The organism is Candidatus Palauibacter sp. (assembly GCF_965213655.1).
GTDB lineage: Bacteria > Gemmatimonadota > Gemmatimonadetes > Palauibacterales > Palauibacteraceae > Palauibacter.
This window is the reverse complement of record NZ_CBDBZT010000003.1, coordinates 1,784,758-1,806,271: the sequence shown is the minus strand read 5'-3', so window position 1 is coordinate 1,806,271 and position 21,514 is coordinate 1,784,758. Positions and strand designations below refer to the sequence as shown.

Genomic DNA, 21,514 nt, shown 5'->3' with positions numbered 1-21,514 from the left:
CGGTGGGTTCGCCCGCGGTCTCCGCTATTCGCCGCGCGGGATGGGGGAAGAGGAGTGGCCGCTGAGAATGCGCCATGTGCCGGCTTCGTGCGCCCAGATCATCGTCACGGCGCCGCCGAAACCGAAGGCGAACCCGTCGGCACCCGTCAACGTGCTCTCGAAGCGGGCGCGGACGTGGGCGAGTCCCGGCGCCAGCGCCACGACATCCGTGTCCCGGTACTCCGTTTCGATCCGTGTGCCGGGGGGAAACGCCCCGAGTGCGGCCCGGACATCCGCCGCGCTCCGGTACTGGAGGACGCCGTTCTCGTAGAACCGAAAGGCCGGGGAGTTCGAGTAGATGTCGCCAGCGGCCTCCCAGTCCGCCGCGTTCCCGCGGTCGCGAAACTCCTGCATTGCCGCCGACACGCTGTCGCGGATCGCTGCGGCATGTGCCTCGGTGAACGGCGCGCCGGCCGATTGGCAGCCAAGGCCGAGCCAGATGGCGACGCTGGCCAGGCACGCGCCCGGCAGTGTGCGGCGGTGGGGTGAATGCGACGGATGCCTCACGGTGTCCTCCAGTGTCGGGGCGGACCGAGGCGAGGGGTGCCCGCCCGCGGCCCGCCGCCAACGTAAACGTGGCCGGCGTCGCGCGCATGCCGCTTGCGGAGGGTCCTCGCGGCGCTCCAGCTTTGACCGTTCGCCCCTCCCATTACGCCCGAGGAGCCAAGCCATGCGGAACTTCCGAGGCCTTCGTCCCATCCCCTTCGTGCTCGCGCTGGCCCTCACGGTGGCGCCGCCCGCGACGCTCGACGCCCAGGAGGCTCGGGAGGCGGACGACGCGGCCTCCGGGCTGGATATCCCGGGAGGGTACATCCTGCCGGATCAAGCCGTGCAGGATCTCTTCGCCACCGACCCGAACTACGCCACGCTGGACCACATGAGCCCCGACGGCGACCACTTCGTCATCCCCCTCTCGACCGAACTGGGGACGCTGGCGGAGGTCGGGGAGGAGACGCTGCGTCTCGGCATGCTCGAGATCCGGGCGCGAGCGGATCGCCCGTGGCACCTCGACATCTATGGTCTTTACGGGCTCCGGTTCTACTCGCTGAGCGAGCGCAGCTTCACCGATGTCGATCTTCCCGCTGGCGTCTACCTCAGCGACCTGATGTGGTCGCAGGACGGTTCGCGGCTCGCCTTCCTCGCCCACCTCGAGGAACGCACGGAGGTCTGGATCGCCGACACGGGCGACGGGCGCGTGACGCCGGCCGGCGACGCGCACGTGATCTCGACGATCGGGACCTCGTCGCGGGGACAGGGATCCGCGCCCTCGCGCATGCTGCAGTGGACACCATCGGGTTCGATCCTGACACTGGCGGCGCCGACGGACCGCGGGGCTGCGCCGCCGGCCCCCATGCTGCCCTCGGGACCGACGATCCGTCACACACGGGCAAGCGCCACCCCGACGCGCACGATGCCGTTCCTGCTCGAGGACGCCCACGGCGCGGAGCTGTTCGAGTACTACACGCGCAGTCAGATCGTGGAACTGGCGCCCGGCCGCCCCGCGCGAGCGATCGGGGAGCCGGGCATGTGGGAGTCGCTGTCGCTGAGCCCCGACGGGCACCACGTGATCGGGACGCGGCTCACTCGGCCCTTCTCGTACATCGCGAGCTACACAAGCTTCCCGCGCGTGACCGAGGTACTGGACGTGGAGAGCGGCGAGGTGCTCGCTACGCTGGAGGAGCGTGAACTGCGCGAAGGTGGGCGTGGCGGCGGTCCGGGTGGCGGGGGAGGGGGCAACGACCCGCGCGCATGGTCATGGCGTCCGGACGGGAGCGGCATCGCCTACCTGCACCGCGCTCCCGCCGGAGGGGACGCCGAGAGCGGGGAAGGCTCTGACGGCGACGAGGATCGTCCCGACCGGATCATGCTGCTGCGCGCCCCGTTCGGCGACGGCGACGCGGAGGTCGTGGCGACGAGCGACGACCGGATCTCGGGCGTCACCTACTCCGCGGACGGCCGCCACGCCTTCGCCGACGTGCGGCGGGACGGCGACGCCGCGCTCGTGCACTACGGGCTGGGCGGGAACGATCCGGAGGGGCACACCCTCGTCCCCCTCCACGATCCCGGCGACGCGCTCGAACTCCCTGGCGACCTTCTCACCGCCCGAGCGGGGAACGGGATCGAGTACGCGTGGGTGTCTTCCGATGGGGGGAACGCCTATCTGCGCGGGGACGGTCTGAAGGAGGACTTCCGGCCGCAGCCCTTCGTCGACCGGCTGTCGATCCCCGACGGTTCCACCGAACGCATGTTCGAGGGGTCGCGCGACAGCTTCGACCAGCCGCTCGTGCCGCTCGACGCCGATCTGGAGCGCATGGTCGTCAGCCGCGAGGGGAAGAACACGTTCCCGGACAGCTACCTGTGGAGCCGGGACGGCGGGATGGAGAACCTGACGCGGAACGTGGATCCGTTTCCTCAGCTCACCGCCGCGCGCCGCATCGACTTCGAGTTCAGCCGTCGGGACGGTCTCGAGATTCAGGGGCGAGTGTCGCTGCCGGTCGACTACGTCGAGGGGACAAGGGTGCCCGCCATCTTCTGGACCTATCCCCGCGAGTACCGGAGCGAGGACGACTTCGACAACGCGACGATCCGGGCGCGGAACCACAACGCGTACACGAACGTGACCTGGCTGCGCTGGTCGGACATCTGGCTCACGCAGGGATACGCGCTCGTCTACCCCGACATCCCGATCGTGGGCGAGAACTACAACGACTACTACATCGCGAACATGGTGGACGGGATGTACGCCGCGATGCGCGCGGTCGATGCGCTCGGCGTCATCGACATGGACCGCATCGGGCACGGCGGACACAGCTACGGCGCCTTCGCGACCGCGAATTTCCTCGCCCACACGCCCTTCTTCAAGGCGGGGATCGCGGGGGACGGGGCCTACAACCGGTCGCTCACGCCGATGGGCTTCCAGGCCGAGCCGCGCGACATCTGGGAGGCGCCGCACATCTACATGGAGATGTCTCCGTTCTTCAAGGCGGACCAGATCAACACGCCGCTCCTCCTGTACCACGGGGCGGACGACAACAACTCCGGCACCTATCCCATCCAGTCGAGGCGCATGATCCAGGCGCTCACGGGACTCGGGAAGACGGCGGCGCTGTTCGAGTATCCCTTCGAGTCGCACACGCCGCGCGCGATCGAGAACAACCTCGACATGTGGGCGCGCTGGATCGACTGGTTCGACCGCTACGTGAAGGGCACGAGTGAGGGCGATGCGCGCACGACGACGGACGCCGGACGAGAGTAGGTGAGTGGACCTGGCTTGCTTTCCATCGGCGCCGAGGCGGACCCTACGGTGCTCACCGCCTTCAAAGCCGTCATGGAGTTCGCCGGGCGTCACCCCCTGGCCAGAGGGTTCCGGCCTCGCGGCGGTTGGCGCCTCGCCGTGGGCCGATCCTGCCACCGTGGAGAGTTGGCTTTCGCTGAACCAATCATCAGATCCGAGAATCCCGGGCCTCCCGCTTGGTAGCGAAGGGCGGCTCGGGCCACATCGTCCGCGGCCTCGATGACGAGATTCTGCGTCGCCACGAGTTCCTGCAGGATCGTCGCAATGCGTTTGCGGGAAACCCCGTAGGCTCGTTCCAGGACCCAGACGAGTTCGACGACAATCTCCTTGTCGCAACAAGGTAAGCGTTCTGCTACCTCGCACCTCAGCCGGAGGGGGTGATCCTCGCCCGTGCGACGTACTGGACACCGAGCGCGTCGGTGACGATGGCCCAGAACTCGTCGCCGCGGACGATGGGCGGCAAGAAGGGCAGGGCATTGAGCGCTGCAGAGGTCGCCGTCCCGGCATAGGTCCCGTCCGCCGAGAAGACGTCCCACGTCGCCTCCTCGCCCGTCGAAGGGACGCGGACCCAGATATCGCCTTCCGCCGAGGTGAAGAGGTTGACGATGGAGGGCTTGACGTCGGGGATCTTCGACCAGTCGCGGTCGGTGTCGGCGCCCTGCTCCCGCAGGCTTTCCCGGATCCCCTCGATCGCCGCGTCCCGCTCTTCGCGCGAGACGGGGATGTGAGGTTTCCGAGCCTCCACGATCAGCGTCGTGTCTCCGGCCAGGTGCCTCCGGGCGATGCGATAGCCGGCCGGGTCAGTCTCGTGCGCGCCCGACCAGACCGTCCCGTCGCGATCGTAGTACTGGACGCCGCGAGGGTAGAAGGGAACCCCCATGAAGCCGGCGCGACTCCCGTCACGGGACTCCCAGGCGAAGCCGGCGGGAGTGGCGTCTTCCCCCTGTTGTGCGGCCTCCCGCGCCGACAGCCCGCCGGACTCCGGCGCCGGCCGCGAGATCGACTTCACGAGTTCCATGTTCAGGTCGTAGATGTTGAAACCCGGTGGCCGCAGGTTGGGGCGTACTATCCGGCCATCCGCCGTCATGGTTCCCATGAAGATGTAGGCGTAGAAGTCGAAGTTGTGGCGGAAGGACTCCACGAACCCGGTCTCCGGATCGAATACCGACAGGCGGCTGTTGGACGGGTCCGTGACCCAGAGACGGCCGTGCGGGTCGAGCATGAGTCCGTGCGCATCGCGGAGCTCCCCGGGACCTTCTCCGTTCCCCCCGTAGGTGGCGCGATGCGAGCCGTCCGCCGCGAACACGCGGACTTCCTGCGCGTGCGAGTCCAGCACCGCGAATCCGCCAGCGGGCAGCACGACCAGCCCCCTCAGTTCGCCGAAGACATCGGGCCCGTCTCCGTCGACGGATCCGACCCGCAGATCCTCGACGAGCGTCCAGGTCGGAACCGGATCGCCGGGAAGGACGTTCATGACGCGCTCGACCCCCGAGGGCAGGGTCTCTCTGGTCGTGACCCCGCCGGCGCGCCCCGGTTGCTGGCGGGCGTCGGCCGTCGCGACGAGCGTCAGGCCCGCAGCCGCGACCGACACCAGCGCGTTCAGGGTTCTTCTCGTGCTCCGTGTGGCTCCGCTCATGTCTCGCTCCCTGTGAAGATCCTCGGGGATATGACCGACGAGCCGTGGTTTGGTTCCGCGCGTGGGCCCGGGAAAGGGCGGGTCGGTCGTCGAGGACGCGGCGGGTCAGGCGCCGAGGACGGACCCTGCGAGCGCGCGCAGGTCGGGGCGGTCCTGTGGGTCGAGTTGCCGGAAGTGGTGGCGGAGTTCGAGCGCCGCGTTGATCGCCGCCCGAAGATGATCCTGGGAAGACCACGGTTCGCCTCCGAGGACTCCCCTCAGCCAGCCTTCCACATCGGACCAGCGCCAGAACCGGTACCGGTCGTGAGGACTGTTGAGAGGCGCCGGAAATCCGCCCGGCCCGCGCTTTCCGTTCACCCACAGCCGGACGCACTCGCGCGAGCGCCCGACCCGAGCCGCGATTTCGGACATCGACACGAGGTCGAGGTCCGCGATCCGAACCACTCGGAGACCGTCGACCGATTCGGCATTCGCGATCGCCGAGGAGATCGCCTCGTAAAGGCTCGCCGCTTCGCGTCCGAAGTCCATGACCTGGACTCCGTTCGTTGTTGCAATCAGGGCGTCATCGCAGCCGGCTTCGTAGAGAGCGTTGAACACGTCCGGCTCATGGATGTCCACGCCTTCAACGATCAAGGTGAAACTTTGAATCTTCATCGCTCGACTTCTTGTTGTTTTCCGTGAGGACACTGGCGCACAATTCTCTGGATCCTGCTGGCAAGATCGCCTGGATTGCGTGGTGTCGACGCGACAGACATCCGGCAGTGGCGCGTCCGGGTCGCCGAGCAGTTCATCACGCCCCAATTGTGCCCGGAGGATTTCGGTATGACGGTCCACCCGGCTTTGCGGGCGATGGCCAGCGCCTTCTCGATGTCCTTTTTCGGATGCCTCCGGAGCCTGATCATGCCCCACGGTGTTGCGTCGTGTCAACACCGTATCAACGGGGCGGTCGGCGGTCATTCCGGGGCGGTGCGGCGCGCCAGCCAGCCGTCCAGGCTGAGGCGGTCGTCCTCGAACAGGATGAGGACGATGACGAGCAGCAGCGTGCGCGGGATCACATGCGTGTCGAAGGCGTAGAGCGGCTCGGCGAGCAGGTGGCCGAAGGTGACGAGGATGAGGACGCCGCCCAGTGAGAGCGCGGCGATCCGGCGCTGCCAGCCCAGCAGCATGAGCGCGCCGGCCGCCAGTTCCACGAAGGGAATCGCGACCCCCGTGGCCCAGAGCGACCAGGCGGGGAGGAACGTGTCGGCGTAGGACTCGACGAACATGCCGCGCGCGTGTTGGAGGGCGCCGAGTTCGAACACCTTCCAGAACCCCGCCATGAAGAAGATGAGGCCGAGGATCGTGCGGGCCACGAATGCCGCCCAGCTCTTCGGCGTAATCGCCTCTCCTGTCTCAAGCTCCCGGTTCATGGGTCGAAGGTATCCGGCGTCGGCCCGGTCAGCGACGCGTCCAGGCTCTTGCATCCCGTTTTGAACTGTCTAGATTAGCCGGCCCGATATTCGGTTTTTATTCGGTTTTCTTGGGAGATTCATGGGCTACGGCGCCGGTCGAGACGCAGGTCGCGGGAGCCGGATGGCGCTCTGCCTCTGGTGGCCGGGATTCGAGCTGGAACTGGAGCGGATCCGGACGCCGTCGCTCGCGGACCAGCCGCTCGCGCTGCCGACGACGGGAGACCGGCGCCGCATCGAGATGATGTGTTCGGTCGCGGCCTCGTCCGGGGTCGAGCCGGGGATGATCGTGTCGCAGGCAGTCGCACTCTGTCCTTCGCTCGTCCTCTGCGACCCGGACCCGGATTTTCACGACGCGGCGTCCGAACGGATCCTGGAGGGCCTCCGGCGGTGGAGTCCGGTCGTCGAGCGGTCGGCGGACCGGGGGCGGTTTTTCGTGGGGGTCGACGGGCTCGAACGTCTGTACGGCCCGCCGGAGCGCCAGATCGCGGGGCTCCGGGCGCGGCTCGAGGCGCTGTCGCCGTGGCTCGCGTCGAGCGCGCGGGTGGGCTACGCGCCGGGGAAGTTCGCGGCCTGGGTCGCGGCACGATCCGCGGGGCCTGCTCGGTCCGCGGGGGCCGGGCGGGCGGGCGCAGGCGTCTGCGTGGCGCCGGACGATCTCGCCGCGTTTTTGGCACGGCAACCGGTCGATGTGCTCCCGGTGTCGCCGCGCATGATCGGGCGGCTGAAGCGGCTCGGGGTCGAGCGGCTGGCGGGGATCGTGCGCATGCCCGAGCCGGCGCTCGTGTCGCAGTTCGGGGCCGATGGGCGCCGGGCGCTCGCCTGGGCGAGAGGGGAGCGCATCGACCGTGTGCGGCCGGAGGCGCCGGCCCGGCCGATCCGGGTTGCGCTAGACTTTCCGAGCCCGATCGGGCAGCTCGAACTGCTGCACGCCGCACTCGACCGGCTCATCGGTCGCGCGCTCGATCATCCGCGGCGGCGGGGCAAGAGCGTCCGCGGCCTCCGGGTGTCGGCGAGCCTCGAGGATGGCGGCTCCTGGTCGATACGCGCGATTGCGCGGGAACCCACGAGCGAGCCGGCCCGGATCGGGGCGTTTCTGCGCTCGCGGATCGCGCTCGACCGGCCCCGCCGCCCGGTCGAGACGCTGCGGCTCGAGTTTTTCCGTTTCGGTCCGGCGAGCGCGCAGACCGGGCTCTTCGACCCGAAGGCAGGTGCGCCCCGCGTCCTCGGCTCACTGGAGACGAAGGACGGGGAACTTCTGCCGCCCTTCCGGCGCGCGGCGCGCATGCTGCGGCTGCGGCTGGGTGGCGCCGCGCTCTTCCGGGTGCTCGAACTCGAGCCCGACTCCCGGCTCCCCGAGCGCCGGCATGCGCTCATGGAAATCGGTTAGGCAGCCCGTGGCGAAACCCGGCGCGGCGCCGAGATCGCGGAGGCGGAAGCCGCCCGCGGGGAAGCTGCGTCCGCTCAACCGGCCGCGTCCGGTGCGGGTCCGGCTCGGCGGTGCCGGGGTGCCCGTGAGCCTCGAGATCCGGGGCCGCTGGCGACGGATCGGCGCGGTGCTCGACCAGTGGCGGATCGATGACGAGTGGTGGAGGGAACCGATCTCGCGCGCCTACTTCTCGATCGTGCTCAAGAACGGCGCCCACCTCACGGCCTACCACGATCTGATGCTGGATCGCTGGTTCCTGCAGCCGGAGTAGGAGAGCCGCCCGGTGGACGCCCGGTCGCCGCTGGACATCCCATGCGCGTGACGCCCTGCGGAGGCGTCGATTACGTCGAACTGCACGCGCATTCGGCCTACTCCTTTCTCGATGGGGCGTCGCGGCCCGAAGAACTCGCGGCGCGCGCGCTCGAACTGGGCTATCCCGCGCTGGCGCTCACCGACCACGACGGGCTGTACGGCTCAATGGAGTTCGCGCGCTTCGCCCGCGCCCACGGTTTGCAGCCGATCACCGGCGCCGAACTCACCCTCGCCTCGCCGTTTGCCGCTGCCGGAGACGTTCCCGCGGACTGATTTCGAGTCTTTCGTAATCCGTTTCTGGTATGTGATTTACGGACGCCGTGTGAGCATTCTTACCACCATTATTTCCGCCGAGGGGAACTGGTTCCATTGGCCCTTGGTGGCGGTGACCGGACGTAAGCGATGGAGTGGGCGCCCCCTCCCGCCGGCATCGCGATGTGCCAAGATGGTACTTCGCACTTGCTGACCATTTGAGGGAGGAGGCATCCAATTGGACGAGGTCAGCATCATCGGGATCGACTTGGCAGAGAGCCTTGAGGTCCACGGCGCGCGGACGGACGCGTCGGGGGCATACCGCCGGAAATTGAGTCGGGGAAAGCTCCTCCGGCGTCCGCCGCCGCCCGCCCGCGCTGCGTGGTGTCGATGGAGGCGTGCCCCAGCGCCCACAATCCACATTCCGTCGGTGCCGCGTTGAGTCACGAACACGGCTGGACCACCCCCGTGCGGGTCAGCCGACGTACTCGGACCCGCAAAATACCCTTGCGCAGCGGGCGAACCGATCACATCGCTGCGATCATCACGGGTCTCATCTCCGCTCTCTGCCCGGCAGTCCCCAGGGAGGTGGAGGGTGACCGAGCCGCCCCGAGGTCGGTGGCTTGGCGCTTGACGACCATGTCCGGCTTCACCCCCCCGCGCCGGAACGTCTCCGTCGCGCACATCGGCGGCAGCCCGCCGCAAGACGTAGCTCGCGACGCCGGCACCACGGCTACACGGGCGCGTAGGCAGCAGGCGCAAGCGGTCAGCGTGACGGCCGCGCATTCCGGTGCCGCGGGCGTTCACCATCAAGCCATACGGCGCAAAGGAGGACCGCCGCAAGCTCTATGCGGCACTACCTCCCCGTTGCGGTACATTTCCCCGATGTGTAACAGAGCGGTGGCGTAGCCCTTTTCGGCGGCGGCGCGGTACCAGCGGACGGCCTCGGCGTAATCCTGCGGCACGCCCTCCCCGCAGTAGTACATGACCTCGAGGTTGTACTGAGCGTCGGCGTCGCCCAGTTCGGCGGCGGAGATCAGCGCTACGAGGCTATCCGGGGCAACTCCAACGAGTGGGGCGTTTACCTGCTGCGCATATGCCGGCGCAACCGCCAGCGTGCCCAAGAACACCGCGACGGCCGAAATGACCGTGGCTGTTGCGGGAGAAAGCATTCACATCACCCGCCTGCGGTCAACGGCCTTCGCCCCGGCCGACAGGGTCAACCCGGACTGCCGCTAATTCACACCGTGCCGCCCGGTGCGGGCCTTCGTCAACCCCCATGATCACCTGAGCCACTGCGCCATCGGCCTGCCACGCCTCCGCTCGTCGGCAACGCTCGGTATCAGCGCTCGATGTACCCGTTCGACTGGGGCCCCGGCCCACTTGGTACGAGTCGGTCAGCGAGATTCAGGAGGATCTCGACGCCTACATCGAAACCTACAACCGGAACCGTCCGCACCGCGGCCGCGGCATGAAGGGGCGGACGCCGTACCGAGTGTCCAAGAAGGGGACCCGGAAGCTCAGGACCCCGAAGAAGTCAACCAAGAAGGAGGTGAAGACCGCAGCCTGTGGCGCTGACCTCGGCGAGGTCGGGTGTCAGGTGATTATCGTATGTGGACACTCATGGGTCGCTTCCTCCTGTAGAACGAAGACGCTCGACATCACGCTCAAGACCTGCATCCATCTGGTCTTCGCACATATCAACAACCTCAGGCATCTGATCGGGATCCGCGCCTGCGATGAGGAGAGTTCCGCGGCATACCGCGTTCCTCAGGCGGGCGAATCGAGCGACGTTCCATATCTTCTCTTCAAAATATTGGTCGTTCAGAATCAACTCGGTCGCAGCTAACACCTTTACCTGTTCTTCCAGCTTCTCCACCCGCTCCTCCAGCGTCTCCGAGACGGCGAACCCGCCGAATACGCCTACGAGTGTCCCGGCCGCTGCCGTTCGCCAGTCGATCCGTTTCATCGCCTGCCTCCGTTGCGTTTGTCCTTCGTGCACCGGTAGCCCGTCATCGAAGTGCGATTGTCGTCATGACACGGGCTGCACAGCACGCTGTTGACCGCTGGCCAACGGAATCGACTGCACCGGCGTAATCGGTCGAATCGTAGACGCGAATCTGTATCTGGATCCCGTCCCACCACGGGCGAAGGATGCGGCACCATTTCACAACCAGCCATGGTTGCCGCCCACGAACGGGTGCGCACGCGCTCGACCGAAGGGGCTGCCCACGTCTGGATGCACTCCACCGCCCGGCGTCTCAAGGTGCCGAGAGCGGCACGCCGAAGGTCTTCACCTTGGCTCATCGGCGTCAAGCGGCACGTCGACCAGGACACGCCACCGGCTCCGGAAGGGACGGCCCCGGAGCCAGGGAACAGGCAGAGAGCAGCAGGAGCGGGGCGGCCCGCCCCAGTCTCGCCACACGCGGTACTCTCCTGCGCGTCACCGCGTGCTCAGGGCGCGAGACTGAAGCCGAACACGAGGTGCGCGCGCTCCTGGTCGGGATTCAGGATGTAGGCGACGCTCACCGGCACGGCGAAGGTCTCCGTGATCGCGAGGTCCTTGCTCGCCGTGATGCCCACGTTGACGAGAGCAGCCCCCTCGGTGCCGTAGAAGTCGCTCTCGCCGCCCACGAACCCCATGTGCAGCCCGACACCCACTCCCGAGACCTCGAAGGGCACGCCCACCTCCGCGTACAGCACGCTGCTCTCGGTGAGCAGGCCGCCGAAAAGGGAGATCGGAAAAGTCTCCGGACCCGTGAAGCCGAGCGACATCTCCACCGTGTGCGCCTCGCCGTCCCCGAATCCGGCGTCGGCGTCGGGCGAGGGGAAGTAGTAGTCGGTGATGCCGACCGCGACGGAGAGGCCGGATGAGGCCGTCACCGTGTAGGTCGCCCAGAGGTCGTTCTCGTTCGCGGAGGCGCCCGACGCGGAGATGGAATACGAACCCCATGCGCCGAACTCGAGCCCTCCCGCCGCGAAGGTGAGCGCCGGTTGCACCGCCATGGATTCCCCGAAGTCGACGCCGCGCCAGACGTAGCGGCTGACGACGTCGGCCCCGATGGAGGCGGACTGGCCCCACACGGGGGCGGCGAAGACGAAGAGGGCCGCGACGGCGAGGCCAGGGCCCCGGAACCGATTCGAATCAGTGCGGATTACGGACACGATTCTTCTCCTCTCTCGATGGTGACCCGGGTGCGGAGCATGGACTCCGCCGAACCCCGGAAGACGCCGCGCGTGGGCGGAACGTCGGCATAATCGCGGCCCACCGCGACCCTTATGTGACGTCATCACACTGTGTATCGTTGGTCGGATCGAAACCGATCCACCCCACCCCGGGGAGCCAGCTCTCGACCCACGCGTGGCTTTCGCCGGTCGTAACGCCACCGTCGTCCCCGTGACCCGGCCCAAGGTAGCCGGATACGTAACGGGCCGGGATCCCCCAATCCCTGAGGATCGAAGCCATCACAACGTGTCCTCGGTGAGACCGCCCGTCAACGTGTACGCATCCGCGATGAGGAAAGCTTCGTCCTCGTCCTCCTGGGCCGCAGCCGGCGCCTCGGGCGGGGACTGGCTCAGCGCCCGGTACACGGCTACGTGGCTTCGCCATCGCGATGCGCCAACACGGGGGGAACGCGGGCGGTGCCCCCGCGTGCCTGCTCCTCGTGCAGCGTTGCGTCAGGCCGGGGGGTCAAGGGGGGCGGAGCCACCCCCTCGCCAGCCGCAGTGTTCAACACTGCGGCTGGCTCACCGGCCGTAGACCCGTCTGACCGGCTGTCTCCCGACCGCCGCAAGACGCGCCGCATCATCGGAATCGGGTGGGCTTCCGCCACCCGGCGCACGGCCTCGCCGCGCTCACCGGCCCGCCCACCTTCGAACCGGCTCTCGGCGATCTGCTCGCGGACCCATTCGTCCACCTCGGCCTCGATCCAGCCCACGGCGCGTCCGCCCAGCGACACCGGCTGGGGGAAGCACCCCGCGGCCAGCCCGTACATGGATAGCGCTCCGCGACAGACCGGTGCGCTCCAGCACCTCGGGCAGCCGCAGGAAGCGGATTGGCGGTTTCGTCCTCTGCTGATTCGGGTTCTTGGTCATGGTCCAGATCCTCCTCGCTGTTGTCCACGTTCTCGTCGGTCTCCGGTGTCACGGGCGTCGAGGCGGATCGCGTCCACCGCCCGATGCCCCATCCCGCTCCGAGATGAACGCCAGAATCCGGTCCGCCGTCCTCAGCGATGGCGAGCGACCACGGTCGAGTTGCCGCATCAGGCTCGGGTCGCCCAGCGCCTTCCTGCCGAACGCCGTCGGGCTCAGTCCCGAACGCCCGATAAACGCGCCAACCCGCAATCTGAATTACTCTTCCAGCGTCTCCATGCCTGAACGCTTGAGGGACCATTCGGGACGGCGTCAACGGTCTGAAATTCCCTACTCTTCGCCCGGCTGTTGTCCATCGGCCCGCGCGTCCGTCCTTTATGGCCGCCAGTCCCGGGGGCTCGGGATCCCGCTGCTCACGAGGGGCGTGGTCGAGGGAGGGAGCACGCCGGCGCCGTCGGCCGCGACTTGGGCTTCCGGCGACTCCCGTAGAATCGCCACGATCCGGCGGCTCGCCGAGTCCAGCACCAGCGTCGTCGCCGGCCGCGACGTGTCCCCGGCCTCGAGCGCGACGGATCCTTCCGGACCGGCGAGCGTGATCGACGAGAGCGCCCCGGCCCAGTCGTCCCCGACCGGGATTGCGAAGAGGAAGCCGGCGGCGCCGGGGGTCTCGGTGTCGGCGACCTCGTTCATGGCGAACCGGAGCGCGAACAACTCGCCGCCACGGTCGTCAGAGCCGACCAGCCGGTAGGGCCCGGCTCGCTCGGGCAACGCGGGCGGCGCGTCCAGCACGAACGCGGGCTCGATCCGCAAGCGGCCCTCTTCAACGCCGCCGCGCACCACCAGGGTCCGCTGAGGACTCCGCGCCGCGGCCGCCGCGGTGCCCGGATTCCGGTATTGGAGCGCCTTCTTGTAGGTGTAGTCGCTGATCCAGTCGTTGGCGCGGCAATACGTCATGATGTCGGTGGCATCTGGATCTACGAGCGTGCCTTGCAGCCGGTCGTATCCCCAGGCCCCGATCCGTCCGTTGGTGTGGGGGTATCTCCCATCGACGCCTTCGGGGCCGCCGCATGGAGAATGACTCAGCGACAGGTTGTGCCCGAACTCGTGCGCGACGGTGTGGCCCTCGAAGCGCGATACGCTCAGGTGGCTGTTCACGTACGCAATGCCCAAGACGCCCCCGTCGATCCACGGTGGCACGCCCATGTAGTAGCCGGACGCGGCATCGGCCGCGTACAGCAGTTGGAGATCGTCCAGCACCCGGTCCATGTTCTCCTTCGGGTCGTAATCCACGAACACCGCCTCGCGCACCGCGACGTTCATGTCGGCGACGGGCAGCCACTCGCGGGTCTCGTAGAACGCCTCGTGCTCCGCCGTGAGTCCGTCCACGGCCTTGAGCCCCGATGAGTCGGGCTTCTCCTGCCACAGGAACGGCACGGCCGTGACGTTGAAGGGCGGCATGGCGCGGATGTCGAGCGCCATGCGGCCTTCCGCCGGAATCCGCCCGCCGATTCCAAGCGACGGGTCCAGCGTGCCGTTCGGGTCCACCTCGACCACCATCTCCGTGCCGGGCACGATGACGCGGGCCGGCACCACGGCGTTCGCCGTCCGTTCCAAGTCTCCCTCGGCCATCTCCCAGGGGACCGGTTGCGAACTCCCGTCGATCAGGACCGAATGCGTCTCGGTCTCGCCCCGGTAGAAGATCGCCCGGACCGGCGGCATCGACGCGACCGCTCCGGAGTCAGCCATCACGAACACCCGCAGCAACGCCTCCTCCTCCGCCACCAGCGGCACCGCGAAGTCGTGCGATTGAATCGGTTGGGTGAGATAAGCTTCCACGGCGGGGGCTCGCGGCTCGAGGGAACTCTTGACCGCATAGGCACCCCGGGTGACCCTTGAGGTTGTTGTCAAGGAGGGCAACTCCAGGGAATGATGACCCTGTCGATGAAGTTCCGTTGCGCAGCGATGCGGCTGTTACGTATCGGCTGGTCTTGGCCGCCGCACCGACCGAGTAGTCCTGCAACGGGAGATGCCTTGGGATTTTCACTAGCCACGGGAGGCCGCAGCAGAGGCCGCCTCGCCGGTCTGCAGCGAGGCGAGTCCGTGAGACCGGGAGGCCGGAACGAATGCACTCCAGCCGGCGGGTGAGCGGCATACTCGGTGTCGCCGCGATTCTGGCGTTTGCGGTCGCGGCCGTACCGGCTCAAGCCCAAGCTGGCGCCATCGGGGGGCAGGTGCTCGACCGCGCATCTCAGCGGCCGCTGAGCGACGCCCAGGTCCTCGTCGTGGGGGCCGGCATCGGGCAACTGACGAACTCGTCCGGCAGCTTCCTCCTGCAGAACGTTCCCGCGGGGAAGCAGATACTGCGGGTCACCCTGATCGGCTATGCCGAGACGGAAAGAACCATCACCTTAACCGCCGGAGAGACGACCCGCGTCGAGATCGAAATGGCCATGACGGCCATCTCGCTGAACGAGATCGTCGTCACGGGGGTGGGCGCCGAAACTGAGCGCCGCGCGCTGGGCGCCTCTGTCACGGTACTCAGCGCCGAGGACTTTGAACTGGCCCCGGTCCAATCCATCGACCAGGTGCTCCAGGGCCGGGTCGCCGGCGGCACGGTGAACGCCACCTCGGCGAACCCGGGGACCGCTTCGCTGATCAACTTCCGCGGCATCTCGTCGGTGTTCGGCGCGCAGACCCCGGTCATCTACGTGGACGGGGTGCGGGTGGACAACGACCAGTCCACGTCGGCCGGTACCGGTGGCGAGCAGTCGTCGGCGCTCGCGGACCTCTTGACGAGCGACATCGAGCGGATCGAAGTGACGAGGGGCGGTGCGGCATCAACGCTGTTCGGGTCCGATGCGGCCACGGGCGTGATCCAGATCTTCACCCGGAAGGGAACGCCGGGTGCGCCGCGGATCACCGCCCGTTTCGAGCAGGGGATCGAGATGCCCGAGCTCAAGTACATCTTCGACATGGGCCTGATCTTCCCGGAGCGGGTGGAGTCGGGAGAAATCGCCGAGACCTTCATGCGGGACCTGTATTTCAAGGAGGGCCACGTCCAGAACTACTATCTGGGCGTGTCGGGCGGAACGGCCGAGGTCACCTACAGCGTCAGTGGCCGCCTGGAAGATCGAACGGGTACGCAACCCAGGGACGCCAGCACCAACTACAACCTCCGTGGCGGCCTGCAGGCATCCCCGGCCGACAACTTCACTCTGGAGTTCTCCGGCAGCTATGTGCGGCACAACTTCGAGCGTTTGTACAACGGCGCGTCCATCGAAGATCCGCTGACCACCTTCGAGGTCGGAGACGCACTGTTCTTCTCCGGGGCGTCCACGCTTGAGGACGCGCTGGACATCTTCCTGATGCCCGAAATCGACGAGTGGGTCAATCGCTTCATCCTTTCGGCCGGAGCCCGGTGGAACATCCGGGACGACCTGACCGCGAAGATCACGCTGGGCACCGATAGCCGAAACAACCAGCAGCGCCAGTTCGATCCCATCGGTTTCACGCCGGGGGAACCCACCGGGCAACTTGCTCGCTGGGACCGTTCCTTCACGTCCGTGTCGCTCGATGCCGGTGCGACTCATGCCTGGCGGAGCGGGGACGGCTCCTTCGGTTCATCGCTCACTGTCGGCGTGCAGGGCTTTCGGGAAGACGAGAGCGTCATCTGGGGTCGCGGACGCACCTTCGCGCTCCCCGGTAACGCCGACTTCGGCTCCGCGGCGGTCATCACCGCCGGCGAGGCCAATTCCGAGGTGTTCAACGGCGGGGTGTACGTCGAGGAAAGACTGAGCCTGTGGGACAAGCTCTACATCGGTGGAGGCTTCCGGATCGACGGCGGATCCAGCTTCGGCGACAACATCGACACGGAGTTCTATCCGAAGGCCACCGGGTCATACATCCTGTCCGAGGACATCGGCCTCCCGTTGGTGGACGAGTTGAAGATTCGCGGCGCCTACGGGCAGACCGGGAGATTCCCTGGCGCCTTCCTCAAGGACCGTACCTTCACGGCCACTTCGTTCCGCGGGGAGTCGGCGCCCAGATTCGACAATCCCGGCAACCCGGACCTGCGCCCGGAACGGACCGCCACAGTCGAGGCCGGCATCGATGCGGCGCTCCTGAACAACAGGATCGGTCTGGATTTCACCGTGTACGGGGCGCGCACGACGGACGCGCTCTTCCGCGTGCCGCGCCAGCCCGTGACCGGCCAAGGCACGCAGCAGGAGAACGTGGGAGAGATCCTGAACCGAGGCGTGGAGGTCTCGCTGAACCTGCAACTGCTCAACACCCAGGCCGTGGCGTGGAGCATCGGCGGGACCTTCAACTACAACCACAACGAAGTCACCGACATGGGAGGGATCTCGGATTTCAGCGCCGAAGGCGACCAGAAGCGCGTCACGGGTTGCTGGGATCCGAGCGACCGCAGCGAGGGCCCCTGCCGTGGCGGTCCAGTGGGCGCCTGGTATCTCACCACGCCGGTCGACACCAACGGAGACGGGCTCCCGGACGGGTCCGAGCGCAGGTTCACGGGTACCTTTCCCGTGCCCGACAGGAGCGGCGGGGTCAACACGACGATCTCGATCGGGAACGACCTCACCCTTAGCGCGCTGGCCGACGGCGCCGGCGGCCACGACGTTTTCGACTACGGTTCCGTGTGGGCGACCTTCAACGGCATCTACCGCCGCGAGTCCGTGCGCTGCGGCACCGACGAGGGCTGTGCCTACGCGTTCCCCACACAGTATCGCGCCGACGGCACGGTGCGCGGAAAATACAGCCAGAGTGCGGCCAGGTCGGCGTTTCTCTACGACGGAGATTTCTTCAAGCTCCGGGAGGTCTCGCTGCGGTACGTGCTGCCCGAGAGCGTGGCCGGGGCCCTCAAGGCCAGCCGCGCAACGCTTTACATCAATGGCCGCAACCTGTGGATCTGGTCCAGGAACCAGATGATCGACGGGGAACTCAACGGGCTGAGCGGCGACGGTCTCCGGCTGGGGAGCGAGAGCAGCATCACGCTTCCCCCGAACCGGACGTTCAGGTTCGGCATCGAAGTTGTGCTGTAGTGCGACCGGGGAGAAGGAAGACGATCGACAAGAAGCTGTCGGCCGCGGGTCGTCCCGCCCGATTCGCCTTCGGAGCGGGTCTCGTCCTCGCGACCGTCGGCTGCGAGGCCGTCGACCCCACCCGGGTCAACAACCCGAGGACCACCGACGCGGACTTGGCGGAGGCCGCGGATCTCACCGAGGCGCTGCTCCCCGGCCTGAGGGCGCAGTTCGCCAGGATGATCAACGCCTACGTGGTCGCGGAGGTCATAACCGACAACTACTCGATCCACGGAACGGGGATTCCCGTGGACCTGGACGAACCGCGCCGGGTTACGCCGGACTACGTGAATTCGACGGGGACCAGCGTCACCGGCGTATATTGGAACGTCCAGGAACTCCGCGCCCTAGCCGACTTCGTCATCGACGAGATCGCTCCCAACGACCCGGGGGCTCCGCCGGCTCTGATCGCCGAAGCCCGCTACTACCGCGGCATGGCCTTCCTCACGATGGGCGAGGTCTTCTCGTACGCCCCCCACGAGGAGGATGGGACTCCGCAACCTTCCGAGACCGCACTCGCCAAAGCAATCGGCGACCTGGAGGCGGGCGCGGATTTCGGGCCGCAAGCCGACGCGGCTCTGGCCCGGGCCCATCGCCTGCTCGGCGATGCGGGAGCCGCGGCCGCGGCGGCGAACGCCGTGCTGAGTTCGGCGTCCGACTTCCTCTTCGCGCCCTCCTATGACGAACAGCTCCTCACCAACGCGCCTGTGACCTTCCTGGTCCTGCGCGCGCTGCAGGACATGCAGCCACTGCCGCGGCTCGACTTCCTCGATCCCAAGTACACGGAGCGAGATTCCGCGATCCCGGTCGCCAAGGCCGAGGAGATGCACCTGATTCTGGCCGAAATCGCGTTGGCCGCCGACGACATGGCCGGCGCGCGGACGCGCCTCGCGAGCGCGGTCAGGCTCGCGGGCGAGCGAGGCACCGTATTCTTCGATGAGATCGACGAGCGCCGCAACGCGGATCTGAGCCTGCGGCCGAGGAGTTCGAACATCATGGTCAGAGCCGATGCCGACAGCCCCTTCCGGGCCGGCCTCGTGCTCGACCGCCCGGGCGAGGGGCTTTCGATTCCCGGCGTGTCCGCAACGTCTCTGAGTGCCGACAGCGTAGCGGCTCTTTCCAGCGCCGACGAGCTCTGGCACTCGCTCTGGCTGGCGCGCCAGGAGATCCTCTTCCTCGAGGGGCGCCGACTCGCCGATCTGGGGATCAAGCTTCCGATGATGCTGCGCGAGATCGACCAGAACGACAACATCGACGAGGGAGATCCCGGCACCCTCCCCGTCGTTCCCGGGCATGTTCCGCAGGACCCGCGCTACGCGATGGACATCTACACGCCGCGCGCGCTATACAACGGGGGCGATCCGGGAGTGCCGCTCATCGAAACGCGCGTGACCATCCACGTGGACATGAACAAGGTGCTCGTGGACAGCAACGCGTCGCCGTTCAGCCACTAGCCCGCTCGAAGCAGTAATGGTCGCCCGTGGGATCGGCCTCGGCCGGGGTCGGTTCTCCGAGCAGTCGGCACAGGTCGATGCAGTGCTCCTGGGCGGCGGAGCGCTCCTTTAGCTCCGACGCGTGCCACTTCGCTATGAACCTCGCCGGGGATCACGTTGGGAGAGCCTCCGCTTCTTGAAGTGTCTTGGCGGCCATGCCCCCAACTTCGCCGGTCGAGGGCGGCCATGTCCAATTCCCGGCAGGCAAGAAGTGGACTCGCATTTCGGCCTTGGGGCGGCCGGTGCGGGACGCCCGGTGCCGGTCCACGGCTGTGCATTGAAGGTTGGGGTGCTTGTGCACGGATTCCGCCGTGTCGCCGGACACCCCGCCGGTTCCGCATGTCGCTGGCCACCTTGCGGTTGCACCACGGCGCCCGAATCGTCGATACCGATCCGGGCCTTGGGGGCCGTTGATGGGAGCGACCCTGTGTTCGGCATGCCTCACACGCCACGGCGAAGGATGGGATGTGCACTGTCACCCACCCCAACCTCGGGTCGCTCCCGGTCCAGCAGTCCTTGCAGGAAGGCATACTGCAATGGCTTCTGGAGTCCGCCATGTCGGCGGTCATCCCCAGCATTCGTTCAACCCCTGTTCCGCGCCGATGGACGGGATGCCCGGAACGGGTTCGTCGGTTATCAGGGTCACGCCCGTGTCGTGGAAGTCCAGGCTCGGCGTGTTCTCCGGCCTTGTGCCAGTCGTTAGGAAGTCGGCAACGGCTTCGATTCCGAGGGAGGCCATGCTCTGAGGATACTGCATCGACGTGGCCCCGATCTCGCCAACCGCCACGCTGCGGACGCCCGGACAGCCGCCGTCGATGGTGACGATGAGAACATCGTCCTGTATGTCCAGCCCCTGGAGCGCCGCGGAGGCTCCGGCGGCGGCCGGTTCATTGATCGCGTACACCACGTTGATCGCCGGATCGTCCCGCATCAGGCGCTCCATGGCGGCCCACCCGCCTTCCTCGGTGCCCATGGTCGCGGCGTTCCCCACGATGCGGGGATCGTCTTCGTCGTACATCCTGTTCGGGTCCCGGATGTCGATGCCGAAGCCATTGAGGAAGCCTTGGTTGCGCAGGACCTCGACCGTGACCTGCGTGCCCGCGCCGTCCAGCGTTGCGATCCTCGCGTCAGCGGCAGAAGCACCCAGCCTGCCCCGAGCCCACATGCCGATCAACTCCCCGGCCCGGAAGTTGTCGGTGGCGAACGTTCCGTCCACCGCGTCCGCCGGATCGAAGGGCGTGTCGAGCGCGATGACGAGCACGCCGGCCCGTCTCGCCCGACCGACCGCGTCCAGCAGCGCCACGGGATCGGAAGGCGTGATCAGAATCCCCTTCGCGTCCGTGGCCAAGAGATTCTCGATGGCCCGAATCTGAGCGTCTGTATCCCCGTCGAATCTCCCCGCGAAGGCGCGCACTTCGACGCCGAGTTCACCGGCTCGCTCGATTGCGCCCTCCCTCATCGTCACGAAGAACGGATTGTCTTCGGTCTTGGTGATCAGGCCGACAACCGGTTCCACCTCGTCGGGTCCCGTGACGCATCCGGCAACCAGCGGCACCAACAGTCCGCAGATCCATCGCGCCCCTCCGAACAAACCCTTTGTGGATTCCATTCGATTCTCACGATTGGGGACAACAGCTTCGCGGCCCTGGCCGCCTGAGGAGGGCGAACAGCTTTCGGATCTGCCCGTCCGCAAGCACCACGAATCATGGCCCGGAAGTCGAGAATCGGGAAGCGCCGCGACTCGCCGACCGGCTCCCGGAGTTCGCACGGAACACCGGGACGGGTCGATACCCGCTCTCCTCCGAGGATACCGCTTGTCAACGAAGCCGAGTGCGGCGAGCATTCCTAGTGGGTGGGAGCGGAATGTACCCGCCGGAGGGAATGGCGACCTCCAGAGTACTTGAACCGGCGGGAGGAGCATCGACATGCGGAAGCCGTTGCTGGTTTGTCTGGCCCTGCTGCCTTCGCAGGTTCAGGCGCAGGAAACGGATGAAGCGCGGGAAGTGCCGAGCCGTTTCGTTCTCGAAGCCGGGATCGTCGGCGGCAAACAGCGTCGCGTGTCCCGGGCACTACGTCGGCATCAGCGGGCGCGTCGCCGGGCCGGTGTCTCTGTACGGGATGGTGGAGTACTACCGGTGCGCCGACATCGCCGGGTCCGCCAACCGGATCGGCGCGTCGGTCCTCCTCGGACGTTCCGGTTGGGTCGTTCGCCCGGCGTTGCGCGCGTCATCCTCCACGTCGGAGACGGGTCCGACGATACGAACATCGTGCTCTTCCAGATGGGCGGGTACATTTCCTTCTGAGCCCCGACGGCGTTCCCAGAGGCGACGGGTTCGGTGCTCGGGTGCAGACAAGTCCCGGAACGGGGGCTGGACGGCCTTCCCGCAAGGGATCGCTGGTTCGGTAGCGACCCGAGGGG

General features: G+C 67.4%; 18 protein-coding genes. 6 read left to right on the top strand and 12 right to left on the bottom strand.

Annotated elements, in window-relative coordinates; genetic code table 11:
* Positions 1–24: 24 nt before the first annotated feature.
* Positions 25–546, bottom strand: a complete 522-nt coding sequence (locus tag ACOOGH_RS10145; protein ID WP_420448794.1) for a YybH family protein — start codon at positions 544–546, stop codon at positions 25–27.
* 163 nt (positions 547–709) lie between these two features.
* Between ACOOGH_RS10145 and ACOOGH_RS10140 the strand changes: the two genes are divergently transcribed.
* Positions 710–3,295, top strand: coding sequence for an alpha/beta hydrolase family protein (locus ACOOGH_RS10140; RefSeq protein WP_420448793.1), 2,586 nt, complete (start codon positions 710–712; stop codon positions 3,293–3,295).
* A gap of 403 nt (positions 3,296–3,698) precedes the next feature.
* Here the strand turns inward: ACOOGH_RS10140 and ACOOGH_RS10135 are convergent, their stop codons facing one another.
* The 3 genes from ACOOGH_RS10135 to ACOOGH_RS10125 form a co-directional block, all read right to left on the bottom strand.
* Positions 3,699–4,970: a hypothetical protein gene (locus tag ACOOGH_RS10135; protein ID WP_420448792.1), complete on the bottom strand. Its 1,272-nt coding sequence runs from the start codon at positions 4,968–4,970 to the stop codon at positions 3,699–3,701.
* 105 nt (positions 4,971–5,075) lie between these two features.
* Positions 5,076–5,624, bottom strand: coding sequence for a helix-turn-helix transcriptional regulator (locus ACOOGH_RS10130; RefSeq protein ID WP_420448791.1), 549 nt, complete (start codon positions 5,622–5,624; stop codon positions 5,076–5,078).
* A gap of 299 nt (positions 5,625–5,923) precedes the next feature.
* Positions 5,924–6,379, bottom strand: a complete 456-nt coding sequence (locus tag ACOOGH_RS10125) for a DoxX family protein (protein WP_420448790.1) — start codon at positions 6,377–6,379, stop codon at positions 5,924–5,926.
* 121 nt (positions 6,380–6,500) lie between these two features.
* Between ACOOGH_RS10125 and ACOOGH_RS10120 the strand changes: the two genes are divergently transcribed.
* Genes ACOOGH_RS10120 through ACOOGH_RS10110 form a run of 3 tightly spaced genes read left to right on the top strand, consistent with a single transcriptional unit; the run spans position 6,501 to position 8,432 of the window.
* Positions 6,501–7,808 (top strand): DNA polymerase Y family protein, encoded by a 1,308-nt coding sequence (locus ACOOGH_RS10120; protein ID WP_420448789.1) that lies wholly within the window; start codon positions 6,501–6,503, stop codon positions 7,806–7,808.
* Between the two features lie 7 nt (positions 7,809–7,815).
* Positions 7,816–8,118 (top strand): hypothetical protein, encoded by a 303-nt coding sequence (locus tag ACOOGH_RS10115; RefSeq protein ID WP_420448788.1) that lies wholly within the window; start codon positions 7,816–7,818, stop codon positions 8,116–8,118.
* Between the two features lie 41 nt (positions 8,119–8,159).
* Positions 8,160–8,432, top strand: coding sequence for a PHP domain-containing protein (locus ACOOGH_RS10110; protein WP_420448787.1), 273 nt, complete (start codon positions 8,160–8,162; stop codon positions 8,430–8,432).
* A gap of 788 nt (positions 8,433–9,220) precedes the next feature.
* On the opposite strand, the gene ACOOGH_RS10105 is transcribed toward ACOOGH_RS10110, so the two are convergent.
* The 7 genes from ACOOGH_RS10105 to ACOOGH_RS10075 form a co-directional block, all read right to left on the bottom strand.
* Positions 9,221–9,583 carry a tetratricopeptide repeat protein gene (locus ACOOGH_RS10105; RefSeq protein WP_420448786.1) on the bottom strand — a complete coding sequence of 121 codons (363 nt, stop codon included), beginning with the start codon at positions 9,581–9,583 and terminating at the stop codon, positions 9,221–9,223.
* Positions 9,584–10,032: 449 nt separating this feature from the next.
* Entirely contained in the window at positions 10,033–10,380 is a 348-nt protein-coding gene (locus ACOOGH_RS10100; RefSeq protein WP_420448785.1) for a hypothetical protein, read from the bottom strand.
* 485 nt (positions 10,381–10,865) lie between these two features.
* Complete coding sequence (locus ACOOGH_RS10095; protein ID WP_420448784.1) at positions 10,866–11,576, bottom strand: TorF family putative porin; 711 nt, start codon at positions 11,574–11,576, stop codon at positions 10,866–10,868.
* A 112-nt stretch (positions 11,577–11,688) separates the two neighbouring features.
* A complete protein-coding gene (locus ACOOGH_RS10090) occupies positions 11,689–11,877 on the bottom strand; it encodes a transglutaminase-like domain-containing protein (protein ID WP_420448783.1) in 189 nt (62 codons plus the stop codon).
* A complete protein-coding gene (locus tag ACOOGH_RS10085; protein ID WP_420448782.1) occupies positions 11,877–12,002 on the bottom strand; it encodes a hypothetical protein in 126 nt (41 codons plus the stop codon). Before ACOOGH_RS10085 ends, ACOOGH_RS10090 begins: the two co-directional genes overlap by 1 nt.
* Positions 12,003–12,004: 2 nt before the next feature.
* On the bottom strand, positions 12,005–12,406 hold the full coding sequence (locus ACOOGH_RS10080) for a helix-turn-helix transcriptional regulator (protein ID WP_420448781.1): 402 nt from the start codon (positions 12,404–12,406) through the stop codon (positions 12,005–12,007).
* Between the two features lie 472 nt (positions 12,407–12,878).
* Positions 12,879–14,339, bottom strand: coding sequence for a M66 family metalloprotease (locus tag ACOOGH_RS10075; RefSeq protein WP_420448780.1), 1,461 nt, complete (start codon positions 14,337–14,339; stop codon positions 12,879–12,881).
* Between the two features lie 287 nt (positions 14,340–14,626).
* Between ACOOGH_RS10075 and ACOOGH_RS10070 the strand changes: the two genes are divergently transcribed.
* The gene (locus ACOOGH_RS10070) at positions 14,627–17,563 is read left to right on the top strand and encodes a TonB-dependent receptor domain-containing protein (RefSeq protein WP_420448779.1); all 2,937 of its coding nucleotides are present in this window, start codon (positions 14,627–14,629) and stop codon (positions 17,561–17,563) included.
* On the top strand, positions 17,563–19,056 hold the full coding sequence (locus tag ACOOGH_RS10065) for a hypothetical protein (RefSeq protein ID WP_420448778.1): 1,494 nt from the start codon (positions 17,563–17,565) through the stop codon (positions 19,054–19,056). The genes ACOOGH_RS10070 and ACOOGH_RS10065 overlap by 1 nt, the downstream gene beginning before the upstream one ends.
* Positions 19,057–19,660: 604 nt before the next feature.
* On the opposite strand, the gene ACOOGH_RS10060 is transcribed toward ACOOGH_RS10065, so the two are convergent.
* Positions 19,661–20,704, bottom strand: a complete 1,044-nt coding sequence (locus ACOOGH_RS10060; protein ID WP_420448777.1) for a substrate-binding domain-containing protein — start codon at positions 20,702–20,704, stop codon at positions 19,661–19,663.
* Between the last annotated feature and the right edge of the window lie 810 nt (positions 20,705–21,514).